The organism is Kitasatospora sp. NPDC097605 (assembly GCF_040302725.1).
Classification (GTDB): Bacteria; Actinomycetota; Actinomycetes; order Streptomycetales; family Streptomycetaceae; genus Kitasatospora.
The window spans coordinates 281358-296076 of sequence record NZ_JBEOSF010000003.1 but is presented as its reverse complement, the minus strand read 5'-3'; the positions used below and the strand labels follow the sequence as shown (position 1 = coordinate 296076).

The 14719-nt window shown below is 73.4% G+C and carries 14 protein-coding genes and 1 pseudogene; 5 read left to right on the top strand and 10 right to left on the bottom strand.

The features are described 5' to 3' along the window. Positions 1-56: 56 nt before the first annotated feature. Complete coding sequence (locus tag ABTX81_RS05080; protein ID WP_350541576.1) at positions 57-728, bottom strand: LytR C-terminal domain-containing protein; 672 nt, start codon at positions 726-728, stop codon at positions 57-59. A 276-nt stretch (positions 729-1004) separates the two neighbouring features. Beyond that, positions 1005-1301: a type II toxin-antitoxin system VapB family antitoxin gene (locus ABTX81_RS05075; RefSeq protein WP_030061387.1), complete on the bottom strand. Its 297-nt coding sequence runs from the start codon at positions 1299-1301 to the stop codon at positions 1005-1007. A 140-nt stretch (positions 1302-1441) separates the two neighbouring features. Here ABTX81_RS05075 and ABTX81_RS05070 point away from each other — a divergent pair, with 140 nt between their 5' ends. Beyond that, a complete protein-coding gene (locus ABTX81_RS05070) occupies positions 1442-3004 on the top strand; it encodes a helicase HerA-like domain-containing protein (protein ID WP_350541575.1) in 1563 nt (520 codons plus the stop codon). A 31-nt stretch (positions 3005-3035) separates the two neighbouring features. On the opposite strand, the gene ABTX81_RS05065 is transcribed toward ABTX81_RS05070, so the two are convergent. The 3 genes from ABTX81_RS05065 to ABTX81_RS05055 form a co-directional block, all read right to left on the bottom strand. Then, entirely contained in the window at positions 3036-4034 is a 999-nt protein-coding gene (locus tag ABTX81_RS05065; RefSeq protein WP_350541574.1) for a hypothetical protein, read from the bottom strand. Between the two features lie 143 nt (positions 4035-4177). Next, positions 4178-5341 (bottom strand): glycoside hydrolase family protein, encoded by a 1164-nt coding sequence (locus ABTX81_RS05060; RefSeq protein WP_350541573.1) that lies wholly within the window; start codon positions 5339-5341, stop codon positions 4178-4180. An 89-nt stretch (positions 5342-5430) separates the two neighbouring features. Further along, positions 5431-6102 (bottom strand): rhomboid family intramembrane serine protease, encoded by a 672-nt coding sequence (locus ABTX81_RS05055; protein WP_350541572.1) that lies wholly within the window; start codon positions 6100-6102, stop codon positions 5431-5433. A 126-nt stretch (positions 6103-6228) separates the two neighbouring features. Between ABTX81_RS05055 and ABTX81_RS05050 the strand changes: the two genes are divergently transcribed. Both ABTX81_RS05050 and ABTX81_RS05045 read left to right on the top strand, forming a co-directional pair. Then, positions 6229-6747 carry a YbhB/YbcL family Raf kinase inhibitor-like protein gene (locus tag ABTX81_RS05050; protein ID WP_350541571.1) on the top strand — a complete coding sequence of 173 codons (519 nt, stop codon included), beginning with the start codon at positions 6229-6231 and terminating at the stop codon, positions 6745-6747. Between the two features lie 5 nt (positions 6748-6752). After that, positions 6753-7637 carry a hypothetical protein gene (locus ABTX81_RS05045; RefSeq protein WP_350541570.1) on the top strand — a complete coding sequence of 295 codons (885 nt, stop codon included), beginning with the start codon at positions 6753-6755 and terminating at the stop codon, positions 7635-7637. A gap of 8 nt (positions 7638-7645) precedes the next feature. Here the strand turns inward: ABTX81_RS05045 and ABTX81_RS05040 are convergent, their stop codons facing one another. After that, complete coding sequence (locus tag ABTX81_RS05040; RefSeq protein ID WP_350541666.1) at positions 7646-8608, bottom strand: helix-turn-helix transcriptional regulator; 963 nt, start codon at positions 8606-8608, stop codon at positions 7646-7648. A gap of 42 nt (positions 8609-8650) precedes the next feature. Here ABTX81_RS05040 and ABTX81_RS05035 point away from each other — a divergent pair, with 42 nt between their 5' ends. Next, positions 8651-10237: an MFS transporter gene (locus ABTX81_RS05035; RefSeq protein ID WP_502892706.1), complete on the top strand. Its 1587-nt coding sequence runs from the start codon at positions 8651-8653 to the stop codon at positions 10235-10237. Positions 10238-10345: 108 nt separating this feature from the next. Here the strand turns inward: ABTX81_RS05035 and ABTX81_RS05030 are convergent. The 4 genes and pseudogenes from ABTX81_RS05030 to cyaB form a co-directional block, all read right to left on the bottom strand. Continuing rightward, a pseudogene (locus tag ABTX81_RS05030) lies at positions 10346-10630 on the bottom strand (DUF2087 domain-containing protein); the annotation flags it as partial. 28 nt (positions 10631-10658) lie between these two features. Continuing rightward, positions 10659-11603, bottom strand: a complete 945-nt coding sequence (locus ABTX81_RS05025; RefSeq protein WP_350541569.1) for a S1 family peptidase — start codon at positions 11601-11603, stop codon at positions 10659-10661. A 149-nt stretch (positions 11604-11752) separates the two neighbouring features. Beyond that, the gene (locus ABTX81_RS05020) at positions 11753-12373 is read right to left on the bottom strand and encodes an HhH-GPD-type base excision DNA repair protein (RefSeq protein ID WP_350541568.1); all 621 of its coding nucleotides are present in this window, start codon (positions 12371-12373) and stop codon (positions 11753-11755) included. A 125-nt stretch (positions 12374-12498) separates the two neighbouring features. Beyond that, on the bottom strand, positions 12499-13080 hold the full coding sequence (gene cyaB / locus ABTX81_RS05015; protein ID WP_350541567.1) for a class IV adenylate cyclase: 582 nt from the start codon (positions 13078-13080) through the stop codon (positions 12499-12501). Between the two features lie 284 nt (positions 13081-13364). Here cyaB and ABTX81_RS05010 point away from each other — a divergent pair, with 284 nt between their 5' ends. After that, positions 13365-14711, top strand: a complete 1347-nt coding sequence (locus ABTX81_RS05010; RefSeq protein WP_350541566.1) for a helix-turn-helix domain-containing protein — start codon at positions 13365-13367, stop codon at positions 14709-14711. Positions 14712-14719: the final 8 nt, after the last annotated feature.

Below are 14719 nucleotides of genomic sequence, written 5' to 3'. Positions count from 1 at the left end.
CCCCGGCGCGGTGCCGGGGGGCTTCGTCGTGGAGCCTCGTGGTGCGCGGGGACCGGTCAGCAGCTGCCGGTGCCGCTCGGGGCCGGGACCGGCTTGGTGGCCAGCGCCAGCGCGGCGGCGGCCTGGGTCTCGTCCAGCAGCGCGTTGTAGCTGTCGCCGATGACGAAGTCCACGGTGGCGTCGGTGCGGGCGTCGGCGGTGCTGGTCGCGCCCGCGATCACCGAGCCGACCAGGGTGGACGCCCCGGCGCCGGCCGGGCCGGCGATCACCTGGGCGGTGCCGGGCACCTTCTTGTCCAGCTCGGCCGGGGCGTTGCCGACCTTGCCGATGGTGAAGCCGCGCTTCTTCAGCTCTTCGGCGGTGCGGGCGGCCAGACCGGCCTTGGCGGTGGCGTTGTAGACGTTCACGGTGACCGCCGCCGGCTGCGGGACGGCCTTCGGGTCGATCGGCGCGGCGGCCGAGCCCGGTACGGTCGGCGTCGGCTCCGGGGCCGGGGCGGCCAGCGGCTTGCCGGACGGGGTGGCGCAGGCCTCGGCGGAGGCGTTCTTGCCCTTGCCGCTGAAGATGTCCCAGAGCTGGACGCCGCCCAGCCCGATCAGCGCCAGCGCCAGCACCGCGGCGATCAGCGCGATCACCTTGCGGCTCTTCTTCGGCGGGCGGCCCAGCCGTGGATAGGAGTTGCCGGTGATCCGGTACTGCTTCCCCTTCAGGCCTTGGGGAGTCAACATGCTCACGGTTTGTCTCCCCCTCGTGCCAGGGCGGGGATCGGGTGACGGTGGGCCGGGCGCGGTGCCACGCGAACGCGGTGTCACACGAACGCGGTCGCGGCCGTAGTCAGCAGATTAGTGCCGTACAGCGGTGAAGGTACTAAACGATCATCATCGGGAGTACGCCGGTACCCGAATGGCGGCACCGCGCCCGCGCCCGGGTATGAACGGACCGCCCTCCGGCTCTGGCCGGAGGGCGGTCCGAACGCGTGCGGGGCCGGTCGGCCGGCCCCCGGGTCATTCCATTTCGAGGACACGGGCGTGCAGCACCTGGCGCTGCTGGAGCGCGGCGCGGACCGCGCGGTGCAGTCCGTCCTCCAGGTACAGGTCACCGTGCCACTTCACGACGTGCGCGAAGAGGTCCCCGTAGAAGGTGGAGTCCTCCGCGAGGAGGGTTTCCAGGTCCAGCTGCCCCTTGGTGGTCACCAACTGGTCGAGTCGCACCGGGCGCGGGGCGACGTCCGCCCACTGGCGGGTGCTGGTACGGCCGTGATCCGGGTACGGCCGCCCATTGCCGATGCGCTTGAAGATCACACGGAAAGCCTACCGTTTGGGCGGCGGATGGCGCAGCAGCCGCGACGCCGCCACGCGCACGGGTACGGGCTGCGGGCGGGGGATTGCGGCTGTTTCATGGGAAATGTCGTGTAGGTCCCGCGCGGTTGGAGGGTCGTCCGATGTCCGCTGCTGTTCCGTCCGCCGTCCGGGAGATCGCCGACGGGTACGCCTTCACCGGGCCCGCGCTGGATCTCGGCGCGGTGCTGCTGGACGGCACCGCCTACACCGACGCCCCGGTGCGGGTGCCGCTCGGGGTGCTCAACCGGCACGGGCTGGTGGCCGGAGCCACCGGCACCGGCAAGACCAAGACCCTCCAGCTGATCGCCGAACAGCTCTCCGCCCAGGGCGTGCCGGTCTTCCTCGCCGACATCAAGGGCGACGTCTCCGGAGTGGCCGCGCCCGGCACGCCCGGCGAGCGGACCGCCGCCCGGGCCGCCGAGGTCGGCCAGGACTGGCGGGCCGCCGGCTGCCCCGCCGAGTTCTACGCGCTCGGCGGCCAGGGCACCGGCATCCCGCTGCGGGCGACGGTGACCAGCTTCGGTCCGCTGCTGCTGGCCAAGGTGCTGGACCTGAACGAGACCCAGGAGTCCTCGCTGGGCCTGGTCTTCCACTACGCCGACCGGCGGGGCCTGGAGCTGTACGACCTCAAGGACCTCACCTCGGTCATCACCTTCCTCACCTCGCCCGAGGGCAAGGAGGAGCTGAAGGGCATCGGCGGGCTCTCCGCCGCCACCGCCGGGGTGATCCTGCGCTCGCTCACCCTGCTGGAGAACGAGGGCGCCGGGGCCTTCTTCGGCGAGCCGGAGTTCGACACCGCCGAGCTGCTGCGGCGCGCCGAGGACGGCCGGGGCGTGGTCTCGGTGCTGGAGCTGCCCGCGGTGCAGGACCGGCCGCGGCTCTTCTCGACCTTCCTGATGTGGCTGCTCGCCGACCTCTACCAGGAGCTGCCGGAGGTCGGGGACCTCGACCGGCCGAAGCTGGTCTTCTTCTTCGACGAGGCGCACCTGCTGTTCAAGGGCGCCTCCAAGGCCTTCCTGGAGGCGATCACCCAGACCGTGCGGCTGATCCGCTCGAAGGGGGTGGGGATCTTCTTCGTCACCCAGACGCCGAAGGACGTGCCCGGGGACGTGCTGGCGCAGCTGGGCAACCGGGTGCAGCACGCGCTGCGGGCGTTCACCCCGGACGACGCCAAGGCGCTGAAGGCGACCGTCTCGACCTTCCCGAAGTCGCCCGCGTACGACCTGGGGGAGGTGCTGACCTCGCTGGGGACGGGGGAGGCGGTGGTCACGGTGCTGTCCGAGAAGGGCGCGCCGACGCCGGTCGCGGCGACCAGGCTGCGGGCGCCGCAGTCGCTGATGGGGCCGCTCGATCCGGCGGCGTTGCGGGCGGCGGTGGACGGGTCGGCGCTGGTGGGGCGGTACCGGGAGGCGATCGACCGGGAGTCGGCGTACGAGAAGCTGGCGGCGCGGGCGGCCCGGCCGGAGGCGGAGCCGGCGCCGGTGCCGGCGGGGGAGCCGGAGCGGGAGCGCGAGTCCGAGGGGCGGCGGGAGAAGGAGGGGACCGGGCTGCTCGGGTCGTTGCTGGCCAACCCGGCGCTGAAGTCGTTTGCCCGCTCCGCCGGGACGCAGCTCGGCCGGGAGATCTCCCGGAGCCTGTTCGGTACGTCCCGGCGGCGCAGGTGACGGGGTGCGCCCGGCTCGGTTGCGGTCGCTGTCAGATGTTGTCGCTGAGCCAGACCCGCCCGGCCGAGATCGGACGCTCGGTGACGGAGCGCGGCACCGTGGTGTTCAGGCTCCAGCGGTAGCCGGCGAACAGCTTGGTGTCGGCGTCCGCGTAGAACACCATGTGGCCGTAGCCGACGCCGTCGTGCTCCTTCCAGGTGGAGGAGCCGTTGGTGCCGGGGACCTCCTCGATCCGGCTGTCCGGGAAGGCGCGGTAGAGGTCGGTGGCGGTGCCGCCGAGCGCCGGGTTGCCGTGCGGGTCACTGGTGCAGTCGACGACCTCGAAGACGTACGGGACGACCGGACGGCCGATCTTCGCGTCCACCACCGGGTCGGACCAGGTGCCCTTGCGCTCGCGGATCATGACGATGTGCCCGGTGTACGGCTTGGTGTTGTCCTCGTCCGGGTAGTAGTCGAGGGCCACCAGGTCGCCGGGGCGCAGGTTCACCGGCTTGGTGACGCGGGTGAAGTGCGGCAGCGAGGCCGTGTCCAGGAAGGCCTGCTGGTACTTCTCCGCGGTCGGGTAGGGGTTGGGGTTGGCCGGGTCCTTGATGAAGTACTGCTGGAAGTAGTCCCTGGTCGCCCAGCCGTAGCTGTAGTCGCCCCAGGGCATCGGGGTGCCGGCGGGCACGGTGGGCGCGGTGCCGTAGGCGCGCTGGAGCACCAGGGTGAGGAACGAGGAGCACTGGGAGAGGTTGGAGAACTCCTCCGGGTGCCCGGCGGTGCCCCAGCGGACGCTGGTGGGGACGTCGTCGAACACGCCGGCCCGCTTGTAGCGGTTGGCGAGGTGGTCCCAGGGGCGCAGGCGCAGGTTGTCGACCAGCGCCTCGGCCTCGATCTGGTGCGGCAGCTTGAGGGTGTACGGGCTGGGCGGCGGGACGGTGGCGGCGGAGGCCTCGCCGGCGCCGGCGACGGTGGCCAGGGCGGCGGCACCGGCGGTGCCGGCGGCTCCGGCGAGCAGGCCGCGGCGGGTGATCCGTGCTGTGGACATTGGGTGCTCCCCCTCGTCGGATGATCACGACTGAGGGGGAGCTTAGGGTCCGGGTGTTGGCATGGTCAGGATCATTTCGCGCAGCTGATCGATCGAATCAGGCCAATCGCGGATCGGATCCGATCAGGCCGGGCGGGTGTCGCTCAGCCGAGTGCGGCGCCGATCCGGTCGAGGGAGGAGAGGCGCATCAGGCCGTAGTGGTAGAACTCGACCTCCGGCACGCCCAGCCCGCGCAGCACGGCGATCTTCGCCGCCAGGTTCGCCGGCCCGTCGCAGTCCGACGCCATCGGACGCAGGATCACCGCCATGTCCTGCGGGCGCACCCCGTGCAGGGCGAAGGCGGCGACCTTCTCCCGGACCTCCTCCGGGGTGCGCGCGTAGCCCAGCGTCTCGATCTGGTGGGCGGCCTTCGCCAGCCCCGGCAGGTCGATCCCGGACAGCCAGCCGGTGCCCGGCCCGCCGCCGTCCATGAACGTCAGCCGCATGCCGTGCCGCGCCGCCTCCTCGGCCAGCTCGGCGGCCAGCGAGGTCACCGTCGCCGCCGAGGCGTCCACGTAGGCGGCGACGGCGCCGTCCGCCAGCTCGTCCAGCGCGGCCGGCTCGGCGGCGGCCGCGTCGTCGGCCAGCCGGCGGCGCAGCTCGGCGCGGACCGCCGCGGCGACCTCGTCGGCGGGCACGCCCGCGCGGACGGCTGCCGCCCGGCAGTGCGCGCAGAAGCAGAGGCCGAGCAGTGCCTCGGCGGCGGGGCCCAGCTCCTCGAAGTAGCGCTCGTGGTGGTAGCCGTGGCGCAGGCCGTGGAAGTGCAGCGACTCCGCCCGGATCGCGTCCACGCCGTACCGGGCCAGCTCCGCCACCAGGGTGCGGGCGTACTCGCGCACCTCCGGGTGGGCCGGGCACAGCTCGGTCAGGTGGCGGTCGCCGAAGGCGTTGGCGGGCGCGCAGTCCGGGTGCTCGAAGCCGAGCCGGTCGTTGTGGCAGAACACCGTCCAGGCGTGCAGCTTCAGACCGCGCCGGCCGGCCTCCTCGGCGGCCTCGGCGAACGGGTCGCGCTCGCCGATCGCGGTGGACGGCACGGGCCGCAGCCGCCGCCCGGACCAGCGGGCGGCGTCGGGGCGGAAGTAGGCGGCGCCCGGCTCCAGGTAGCGGATCACCCGGCGCGGGTTGTGCGGGAAGACGTCGCGGGCCTCGTGGTAGACCGAGGCGAGGGTGACGCCGCCGACCCCGGCCCGGTCGGTGAGGTTGCCGAAGAAGGTGTCGGCGCCCTCGTCGAGGAGGTCGGTGGCGAAGGCGAGGACGGACGACTCCACGGTGCGGCTCCGGAGCAGGGGGCAGATGCCTGCCCACGCTAACCGCAGGGGCGGGAATGGTCTATACCTGGCGGGGCGCGGCGCGGACCTCAGATGCCCAGGTCGTCGAGCTCCTTGAGCAGCGCGGCGCCCGGGCTCGCCGGGTCGGCGGTCTTCGGGGCGGCCTTCGGGGTCCGGTCGCCCCGGTCGCCCCGGTTCCGCAGCAGCCAGGCGCCGGCCAGCCCGCCGGCCAGCCCGCCCAGGTGGCCCAGCCAGCTGACGCCCTGCGCGCCCGGCAGCACGCCCAGCAGCAGGTACGAGTACACGGCGGCGACGACCACGCCGATCACCGTGTCCACCAGGTTGCGGTCGAAGACCCCGCGCAGCACCACATAGCCGAAGTACCCGTAGACCACCCCGCTGGCCCCGGCGGTCACGGCGTCGGGCCGCTCGAAGAACCAGACCGTCAGCCCGCCGGCCACCACGATCAGTACCGTCGCCAGCAGGAACCGCTTCATCCCCCGGTACGCGGCCAGGAACCCGAACGCGAACAGGGGCCAGGAGTTGGCCTGGATGTGGTCCCAGCCGAAGTGCAGCAACGGCATGGTGAGCATGTCCGGCAGCTCGTCCAGCTGCCCGGAGCTCATCCCGTACTCGTAGGAGAGCCGGTAGTCGTCGAGCCAGTTCGCCACCTGCACCGCCCAGATGACGGCCAGCGCGCCGAGCATCGTGAACAGCGCGGCGCGGGAGTCGCGGAGCAGACGGGCGAATCGCGGTGACATGACCCGACTGTAGGGCCGGGAGCAGTGGTTGGTCACCCCACTAAGGTGAATCCTGTGCATCCTGCCCGTCGGCCCGAACCCGGGTCCGGGCAGCCCCTTTCCCACCGTGCCGAGAGGTGACCATCCATGAGTGTGCGTCCGCCGCTGCCGTACGAGTTCCTGCCGCAGGTGCCGTCCTTCCCGCTGAGCAGCGAGGACATCACCGAGGGCGGGACGCTGGCCAAGGAGTTCATCTACGGCGGGGACAACGTCTCGCCGCAGCTGGCCTGGTCCGGGCTGCCGGAGGGGACCCGCTCGATCGCCGTGACCTGCTACGACCCGGACGCCCCGACCGGCTCCGGCTGGTGGCACTGGCTCGCGCTCAACCTGCCGGCCGACACCACCGGGCTGGCGCGCGGCGCCGGGGCCTCGGACGCCGACCTGCCGGGTGAGCGCTCGTTCCACGGGCGCAACGACTTCCCGGGCAACAAGTACGACGGCGCCGCCCCGCCGCCCGGGCCGGCCCACCGCTACGCCTTCGCCGTGCACGCCCTCGACGTGGACGCGCTGGACGTCGGCGCCGACACGCCGCCGGCCCAGGTCGGCTTCAACATCACCTTCCACACCCTGGCCCGCGCCGTCATCACGGCCGAGTACGGGGTCTGACCCGGGTGTCGACCGCTCCGGCCGCCGTCCGGGCCGCCGAGGTCTGGCGGCTGCCGGAGCGGGATGTCCGGGCCGGCCGTCGGGCGGTGGCCTGGACGGTCGGTCCGGACGGCGTGCTCGCGGTGCTGCTGGTGGACGGGCGAGGCCCGTCCGTGCCGCCGCCGTTCGACGCGGAGTTGGTGACGGTGACCGCCCGGGGTGAGCGGCGGCGGCCGCTCGTGCGGGTGCCGGTCCGGCCGGCGCACCTGGCGCTGCTGCCCGGCCGCCGGGTCCTGCTCGCCGGATACCGGGCGGGCCGTGGCCGGGATGCTTCGGCACCGAACGCGGTCGTCCTCGGTGCTGAGGGGCGGCCGGTCCGCGATCTCGCGCTGGGCGACGACCTCCGGGCGCTCACCACCGACCGCGAGGGCCGGATCTGGATGGCCTTCGGGGACGAGGGCATCTACGGCGACCACCCCCTGGCGCACCCCGGGCTGACCGCGGTGGACCCCGGGGGACGGGTGGTCTGGCGGCCGGGCGAGGGCGAGTTGCCCGAGAGTCCGCTGGAGGGCCTGGCGGCGGCGACCGAGGGCACGTCGGCCTGGCTGGCCTGGTACCCGGACAGTTCGGGCAGCCTGCTCACCCGGATCGACCCGGCCGCCGGGACCTCGCGCAGCGTGCCGTCCCCGGTCCGGCTTCCGCTGGGTTTCGCGGTCACCGGCGACCGGGGCGTCTTCCTCACCGGGGACGGCGAGTTGGCCTGGTACGGGCGAACGGCCGGCGGCAGGTGGGCGGAGCACCGGCGCGGTGTGCTCCGGCTGCCCGGGGTGCTCGACCGGGAGCGCGCGCACGGGCGGGACGGGGTGCTGTGGTTCCGGGCCGGTGACGCCTGGTACCGGGTGGAGGCCTGATCCGGTCGTCAGCCGGCGGCGCGGGCGGCCCGGCCGGCCAGGTCGCGGAGACGGGCGTGCATCTCGGGCGGTGAGTGGACCTCGAATTCGCAGCCGAGCATCAGCAGCCGCACGGCCAGCCAGTCGAGCGCGTCGGTGTGCGAGCGGATCCGGCAGCTCCGCTCGTCGACCGGCACGATCTCGTCGGCGTCGCCGTAGCCGCCCAGCCGGTGGCGGACCTCGTCGGCGGGCAGGTGGAGGGTGGCGTCGAGGGTCGGGGTGGGGGACTGCCGGCGGAGCTTGCCCGCCACGTACGCGGCGGCGTCCTCGGCGGGGAGCGGGCGCGGGGTGAAGCGGGCGCCGGTGGCGAAGGGCTCGCTGATCCGGTCCACCCGGAACAGCCGCCAGTCGTCCCGGTCGAGGTCGAAGCCGACCAGGTACCAGCGGCGGCCGGCCGAGACCAGCCGGTTCGGCTCGACCTGGCGCCGGGTCTGGGCGCCGTCGCCGGCCCGGTAGCCGAAGCGCAGCCGCTCGCGGTTGGCGACCGCGTTGGCCAGCACGGTGAGGTCCTCCGGGTCGACGGTCGGGCCGTCGCCGCTGAGCAGCGGGAGGGTGGCCCGGTCGAGGGTGGCGACCCGGTGGCGGAGCCGGGCGGGCAGTACCTGGAGCAGTTTGCCGAGGGCGCGCACCGAGGCCTCCTCGATGCCGACCACGGCGTGCCCGGCCGCCGCCCGCAGGCCGACCGCGATGGCCACGGCCTCCTCGTCGTCGAGCAGCAGCGGGGGCATTGCGGTGCCCGCGACCAGCCGGTAGCCGCCGACCGGTCCCATGGTGGCCTCGACCGGGTAGCCGAGGTCGCGGAGCCGGTCGATGTCGCGGCGGATGGTGCGGGGGCTGACCTGGAGCCGTTCGGCGAGCTCGCTGCCGGGCCACTCGCGCGGGGTCTGGAGGAGGGAGAGCAGGCTGAGGAGTCGTGCCGGGGTGTCCGTCATGGCATCCAGGGTGCCGGAAGTGGCGGTCAGGACCTGACCTAGATGCCCCCTAGTTTCGTCGACGTGCTGACGAGGAACGGCGACGAGGAGCGTGTGGTGGGCAAGGTTTCGGATCCGGTGGCGGACCCGGTGGCGGACGTGGTGGCGGACCCGGTCTCGGACCGGCGGAGGTGGATCGCGCTGGCGATCGTGATGACGGCCTCGTTCATGGACCTGGTGGACGTGACGATCGTGAACATCGCGATCCCGAGCATCCAGGAGTCCACGGGCGCGTCGTTCTCCGCCGTGCAGTGGGTGACCGGCGGGTACGCGCTGGCCTTCGCCATCGGTTTGATCACCGGTGGCCGGTTGGGTGACATCTACGGCCGGAAGCGGCTGTTCCTGATCGGCATAGCCGGCTTCACGCTCGCTTCGGCGCTGTGCGGCTTCGCGAGCGGCTCCGAGATGCTCGTCGCGATGCGGATCCTGCAGGGCGGGACGGCGGCGCTGATGGTGCCGCAGGTGCTGTCGATCGTGCACGCGACCTTCCCGGCGGAGGAGCGCGGCAAGGTGTTCGGCCTGTTCGGCGCGGTGGTCGGGCTCGGCGCGGTCAGCGGCCCGCTGATCGGCGCGGTGCTGACCGAGTGGGACGTGTTCGGCCTCGGCTGGCGTCCGATCTTCCTGATCAACCTGCCGGTCGGCATCGCCGGCCTGCTGCTGGGCCGGGTCTTCATCGGCGAGTCCAAGGCCGAGCGGGCCCTGAAGCTGGACCTGCCGGGCGTGGTGCTGGCCAGCGCCGGACTGCTGATGCTGATCTACCCGCTGACCCACGGCCGGGAGGCCGGCTGGCCGCTCTGGGGCCACCTGATGATGGCCGGCAGCCTGCCCGTGTTCGCGCTGTTCGTGGCCTACGAGCGGATGAAGACGCGGCGGGACGGCTCGCCGCTGGTGGAGCTGTCGCTGTTCCGGGTGAAGTCGTTCGCGGCGGGCATCGGCGTCCAGCTGACCTTCGGCGTCGTCTCCGGGATCTTCTTCCTGGTCTGGACCCTCTACATGCAGCTGGGGCTCGGCTGGAGCCCGCTGAAGGCCGGGGCGACCGGCATCCCGTTCTCGATCGCCGTCTCGGCGGCGGCCGGCGTCTCCGTGCAGCAGCTCGTCCCCCGGTTCGGGCGCAAGGTGCTCCAGGCGGGCGCGCTGGTGATGGCGCTCGGCGTGCTCGTCTACATCGGTGAGGCGCACCGGTACGGGACCGGCATCGCGCCCTGGCAGATGGCGCTGCCGCTGGTGGTGATGGGCCTCGGGATGGGCCTGATCGTCGCGCCGATCACGGACGCGGTACTGGCGGAGGTCCCCCGGGAGCACGCCGGCTCGGCGTCCGGGCTGATCAACACGGTCAACCAGGTGGGCCTGGCGCTCGGCCTGGGCCTGGTGTCGGTGGCGTTCTTCGGCGCGATGCCGGCCGGGACGGTGGCCGGCGAGCCGTTCGTCGGGGCGTTCCAGCACGCGATGTGGTGGGTGCTCGCGGTGCTCGGGGTGGTGTTCCTGCTGATGTTCGCGCTGCCCGGGCGGCGGAGGGCGGCGGGTGCCGGTCCGACGGCGGCGGTGGCGGATCCGGAGCAGGACCAGGAGCCGGAGCTGGTCCTGGTGTAGCCGTCGGGCTCGTACGGAGGCCCCGGTCGCGCGCTGTGCGCGGCCGGGGTCACTCGTGTGCGCCCCGGGGGATTCTCGGGCGTCGGCGCGCCGGCAGCTGCTGCCGACCCTGGCGCGGGCGAGGAGCCGCCCCTCGACGAGGTGGCGGCGCAGGGCCGGGAAGTCGTCGTGCATCGTCCGCAGGGCGCCGTTGACCTCGCCCCCGGCGGCGGAGGGTCCGGCTCGAAGAGCGTCCGGGCGAGGTGGTCGAGCAGCTGCTCGCGGCGGGCGGCACGGCGGGGTACGGCGATCAGCCGGCCGTCGGGGGCGAACAGCGCGGACGCGGCGACAGCGGCATCGGTCGGGGTTCGAGCGTCGGGTGCGGGTGGGAGCCCGGCGACGGGCTTTCGCCACCGGGCGGCCCCGTCGGCCCCGGCCCGGTTCAGGCGGAGCGGCGCGTCTTCCGGCGGCGCAGCGCGACGGTGGTGGCGCCACCGGCGAGGACCAGCGCCCCGGCCACCGCGGCGAGCGCCGCGGTGTTGTCGTTGGTTCCGGTCTCGGCGAGGGCCTCGGTGCCGTTGGCCTTCATGGTGTCCTTGATCCAGCTCGCGTAGGCGGGGGCGCTGGTGTAGAGGCCGGGACCTTCCGAGCAGGGCACGTTCAGGGCGCCGGGGCCCGAAGTGACGCCGACCAGTTCCCACTCCTCGGTGCGGCCCTTCTGGAGCTGCGGGCCTCCGGAGTCCCCGGAGCAGGCCATCGCCTTCGGCTTGGTGGTGATCGTGCACAGCCGGTTCGGGCCCGCGAAGCCGGGCGCGCAGTCGGACTCCGCGCCGAGGCGGGTGTCCAGCTCCTTGAGCCGGTTCGGGAACGCGAGCTCGCCGTCGACCTCGGTGCCGAAGCCCAGCAGGCGGGTGGCGGTGCCCGGTCGCCCCGCCTCCTGCGCGATCCTGATGGGCTGCTCGGTGACGGGCTGGTCGAGGCGGACCAGAGCGAGGTCGTCCTTGTTGGGGGCCACGCCCTCGCCGTTCACGTAGCCGGGGTGGACGAAGGTCCGGTCGATCTTCCGGACGGTGCCCCCGGTCTTCCGCTGGTCGCTGCCGATCCGGACGGTGCCCTCCAGTTCGAGGCCCTCCCCGGTGACGCAGTGGGCCGCCGTCAGGACCCACTGACGGTCGATCAGCGAGGCGCCGCAGTTGCCGTCGAGCACGCCGTAGGAAGGGGCCGCCTCCGGGATCGTCGCCATGAACGGGTAGCTCGCGGTGGAGTCCCCGCCGTTGACGATCGCCCCGGCGCTGCCGGCCATGAGGGTGGCGCCGGCGGCGGCGGTGAGGGCACCGACGGCGACGGCGCGGGCGGTACGGCGACGGGAGGACTTCAGACTGAACACAGGAGCGTTCCTTTTGCCGGGAAATTTCGGATGTGTTCAGCCTGGTTGTCGAAGTCTCCGCAGGCCACGGTGGTACCAGGTGGACCCGGGGACCCGGCAGCAGGTGCCCGGATGGTGGGGATGTCCCCCCTGGGCCCGGGGTGTGCGCCTCAGACCCGGGCCTTGGCCTTCGCCTGGGCCTCCTTCGCGGCCTTCTCCTCCTTGGCGGCGCGCTTCACCTCCTGCTTGGTGGCGCGCACCCGCTCCAGCGACTCCGGCCCGGTGATGTCCGCGACCGAGCGGAACGAGTCCTCCTCGCCGTACAGCCCGGCCGCCTCCCGCCAGCCCTCCGGCCGTACGCCGTACTGCTTGCCGAGCAGTGCGAGGAAGATCTGCGACTTCTGCTTCCCGAACCCCGGAAGGGCGTTGAGCCGGCTGAGCAGTTCGCGGCCGGTGGCGACGTCCTTCCACAGCGCGCCGGCGTCCCCGTCGTACTGCGCCACCAGGAACTGGCAGAGCTGCTGCACCCGCTTCGCCATCGCCGCCGGATACCGGTGCACGGCCGGCTTCTCGCACAACAGCGCGACGAACTCCTCCGGGTTGTAGGTGGCGATCTCGTGCGCGTCGAGGTCCTCGTGCCCCAACCGCTGCGCGATCGTGAGCGGCCCGGTGAACGCCCACTCCATGGGCACCTGCTGGTCCAACAGCATCCCGACGAGCGCCGCGAGCGGGCTCCTCCCGAGCAGCTCGTCGGCCTCGGGCTGCTGTGCGAGCCGCACGGTGACGTTCATCGGATGACCTCCTCGGAGCGTGGACTCGGGTCGCGCCCAGTCTGCTGGACGGTCGAGGAGGGGGCCGCGTCAACACGCCATGACCCGGTGATTCCTTGGAACCAGGCGGTGGTTCGTCGGCGGAGCTATCCGGCCCGGTCCGACGGCGTCGACTGCTCCAGACCGAGGGTCATGTGGGGGTAGCCGAGGTGGATCCGGTCGCCGAGTTCGATGTCGAGCGCGGCGATGAACGCCTCCAGCCGGGTGGTGGCCCGGTCGACCGTGTCGGCGTCGCCCTTGAACTCGAACTCGACGAAGTCGCCGAGGCCGGCCACGGTGTCGAAAGCGACGGCGATCCCGTCGGCGTGCCACTCCTCGCGCGTCTTGTCGACGACGGTCAGCTCGGCGAAGTCGAGCGAACCGAGCAGCCGCCGGACGGCCTCGACGTCGCCGACCACGCTCTCGTACTCGTCGCAGTGCGTCTTGGCCGGTGACTCGATCGGGTGGAAGCGCTTGAAGTTGACCGACGCCGCCCCGTCCTCGACCCGCACGCGCAGCCACTCGGACACCACGTCGTTGTCGAGGAAGTCCCGGTGCGGCGCGTTGTAGTACGTGTCGACCTGCCGGCCCGGCCGCCCCGGCGTGGCGCCGAGCGCGCTGAGCTGCGCCTTCAACTCGCCTGCGGGGCTGAGGAGTCGGAACTTCTGCTCGACCTCGATGTACTTCACGGCGGGTGCTCCCCTGGACGGAACGCTGATCGGGCTCGACGTTCGAGGCTATTCGATCGCGGGTGACCAGGATTGCGAATTCGGCCCGGTGTCCAACTCGGTTTGTCCGCAAGGCGAGGAGCCAATATGTCGGCACGGCCGAAAAAGAGGAAACGGGAAACGCCCGCAATCCCCGTTCGGCCCGCCGGTGTGCGTGTCACCATTCTTGGCGGAAGCAGGGGAGAGCCCGCTTCCGGCCCCCGACGACGACAGGTGGCCGGACGGTTTCCGAGGAGGGGGTTGGCATGCGCACGTCCAGTTCGCCCGCGAGTGGATTCGGTCCCGAGTTGCGCAGGCGGCGGCTCGCGGCCGGGCTGACGCTCACCCGGCTCGCCGAGCTGCTCAACTACAGCAAGGGCCACCTCAGCAAGATCGAGCGCGGGCAGAAGGCCCCGCCGCCCGACCTTGCCCGCCGCTGCGATGCCCAACTGGGCGCCGGCGGCGAGCTGGAGAGGCTGGCACCGCCCGAGGGGAGCACCGGGCGCGGAACGCGGGCGGGCGAGGCCGCGGCCGACGGGGAGTCCGTACTCCTGCGGGTCGACCGCGACGGCGTCCGCTGGCCCGGCGGCCTCGGACGGCGCCAACTGCTCGCCGCCGGCGCGACGACGGTCCTGGGAGCGGGCGTCGCGGGAACGGGTGTCGCGGGAGCGGCCGGAGCGGGTCGGGCGGAGACCCGGGAGACACCCCGGGCGGACGCCTCGCCGACGGAGATCTTCCGCGCCCAGTTCGACCAGATGCGGCTGCTCGGCCAGAGCACCGACCCCGCCCTGCTGCTGCCCATGCTCACCGTGCAGACCCACACCCTGCGCGAACTCGCCCTCCAGGCCGACGCGGTGGCCCGGGTCCGGCTGCTCGGCCTGGCCGCGCGGTACGCCGAGTTCGCCGGCTGGATGGCCCAGGAGGCCGGTGACGATCCATCCGCGCTCTGGTGGACCGCCCGCGCCGTCGAGCTGGCCGAGGGCGGCGACGACCGGGACCTCGGCTCGTACACCCGGGTCCGCCGCGCCCTGGTCACCTTCTACGCGGGCGACGCCGCCGCCACCGTGGGCCTGGTCGCGCCCGTCGCCCGGGACGGCCGCCTGCCGGCGCGCATCCGCGGTCTCGCCGCCCAGCGGGAGGCGCAGGGGCACGCCCTGGCCGGCGACCACACCGCCAGCCTGCGCAGCCTCGACCGGGCCCGCGAGCTGCTCGACCGGTCCGTCGCCGACGGGGGTGGCGACGGGCCGGTGCTCGGCACCAGCAACCTGGCCGACCCGGCCGCCGTGGTCACCGGCTGGTGCCTGTACGACCTCGGCCGCCCCGCCCGGGCCGCCGAGGTCCTGGACCGCGAGTGCGCCGGGATCCCCGCGCACGCCGTGCGCACCCGCGCCCGGTACGGCCTGCGGCGCGCCCTCGCCCACGCGGCGGCCGGCGAGGTCGAGCACGCGTGCGCGCTCGCCGCCCAACTGCTCCCGCTGGTCCCCGGATTGCGGTCGGCGACGATCGCGACCGACGTCGCCCGGCTGGACCGCGAGCTGTCCCGGTTCCGGGCCAATCGGGCGGTGCGCGAGCTCCAGCCCGCGCTCGCCGCCGCACTCCACCCCAGGTCCTGAGGACCCCG

What these genes read in the sequence shown, in the direction of transcription:
- ABTX81_RS05010 (WP_350541566.1), top strand. Translation starts at nt 13,365, where the DNA reads ATGCGCACGTCCAGTTCGCCCGCGAGTGGATTCGGTCCCGAGTTGCGC.
- ABTX81_RS05050 (WP_350541571.1), top strand. Translation starts at nt 6,229, where the DNA reads ATGAGTGTGCGTCCGCCGCTGCCGTACGAGTTCCTGCCGCAGGTGCCG.
- ABTX81_RS05080 (WP_350541576.1), bottom strand. Translation starts at nt 728, where the DNA reads ATGTTGACTCCCCAAGGCCTGAAGGGGAAGCAGTACCGGATCACCGGC.
- ABTX81_RS05020 (WP_350541568.1), bottom strand. Translation starts at nt 12,373, where the DNA reads ATGAACGTCACCGTGCGGCTCGCACAGCAGCCCGAGGCCGACGAGCTG.
- ABTX81_RS05070 (WP_350541575.1), top strand. Translation starts at nt 1,442, where the DNA reads ATGTCCGCTGCTGTTCCGTCCGCCGTCCGGGAGATCGCCGACGGGTAC.
- ABTX81_RS05055 (WP_350541572.1), bottom strand. Translation starts at nt 6,102, where the DNA reads ATGTCACCGCGATTCGCCCGTCTGCTCCGCGACTCCCGCGCCGCGCTG.
- ABTX81_RS05035 (WP_502892706.1), top strand. Translation starts at nt 8,651, where the DNA reads ATGCCCCCTAGTTTCGTCGACGTGCTGACGAGGAACGGCGACGAGGAG.
- ABTX81_RS05040 (WP_350541666.1), bottom strand. Translation starts at nt 8,608, where the DNA reads ATGACGGACACCCCGGCACGACTCCTCAGCCTGCTCTCCCTCCTCCAG.
- ABTX81_RS05065 (WP_350541574.1), bottom strand. Translation starts at nt 4,034, where the DNA reads ATGTCCACAGCACGGATCACCCGCCGCGGCCTGCTCGCCGGAGCCGCC.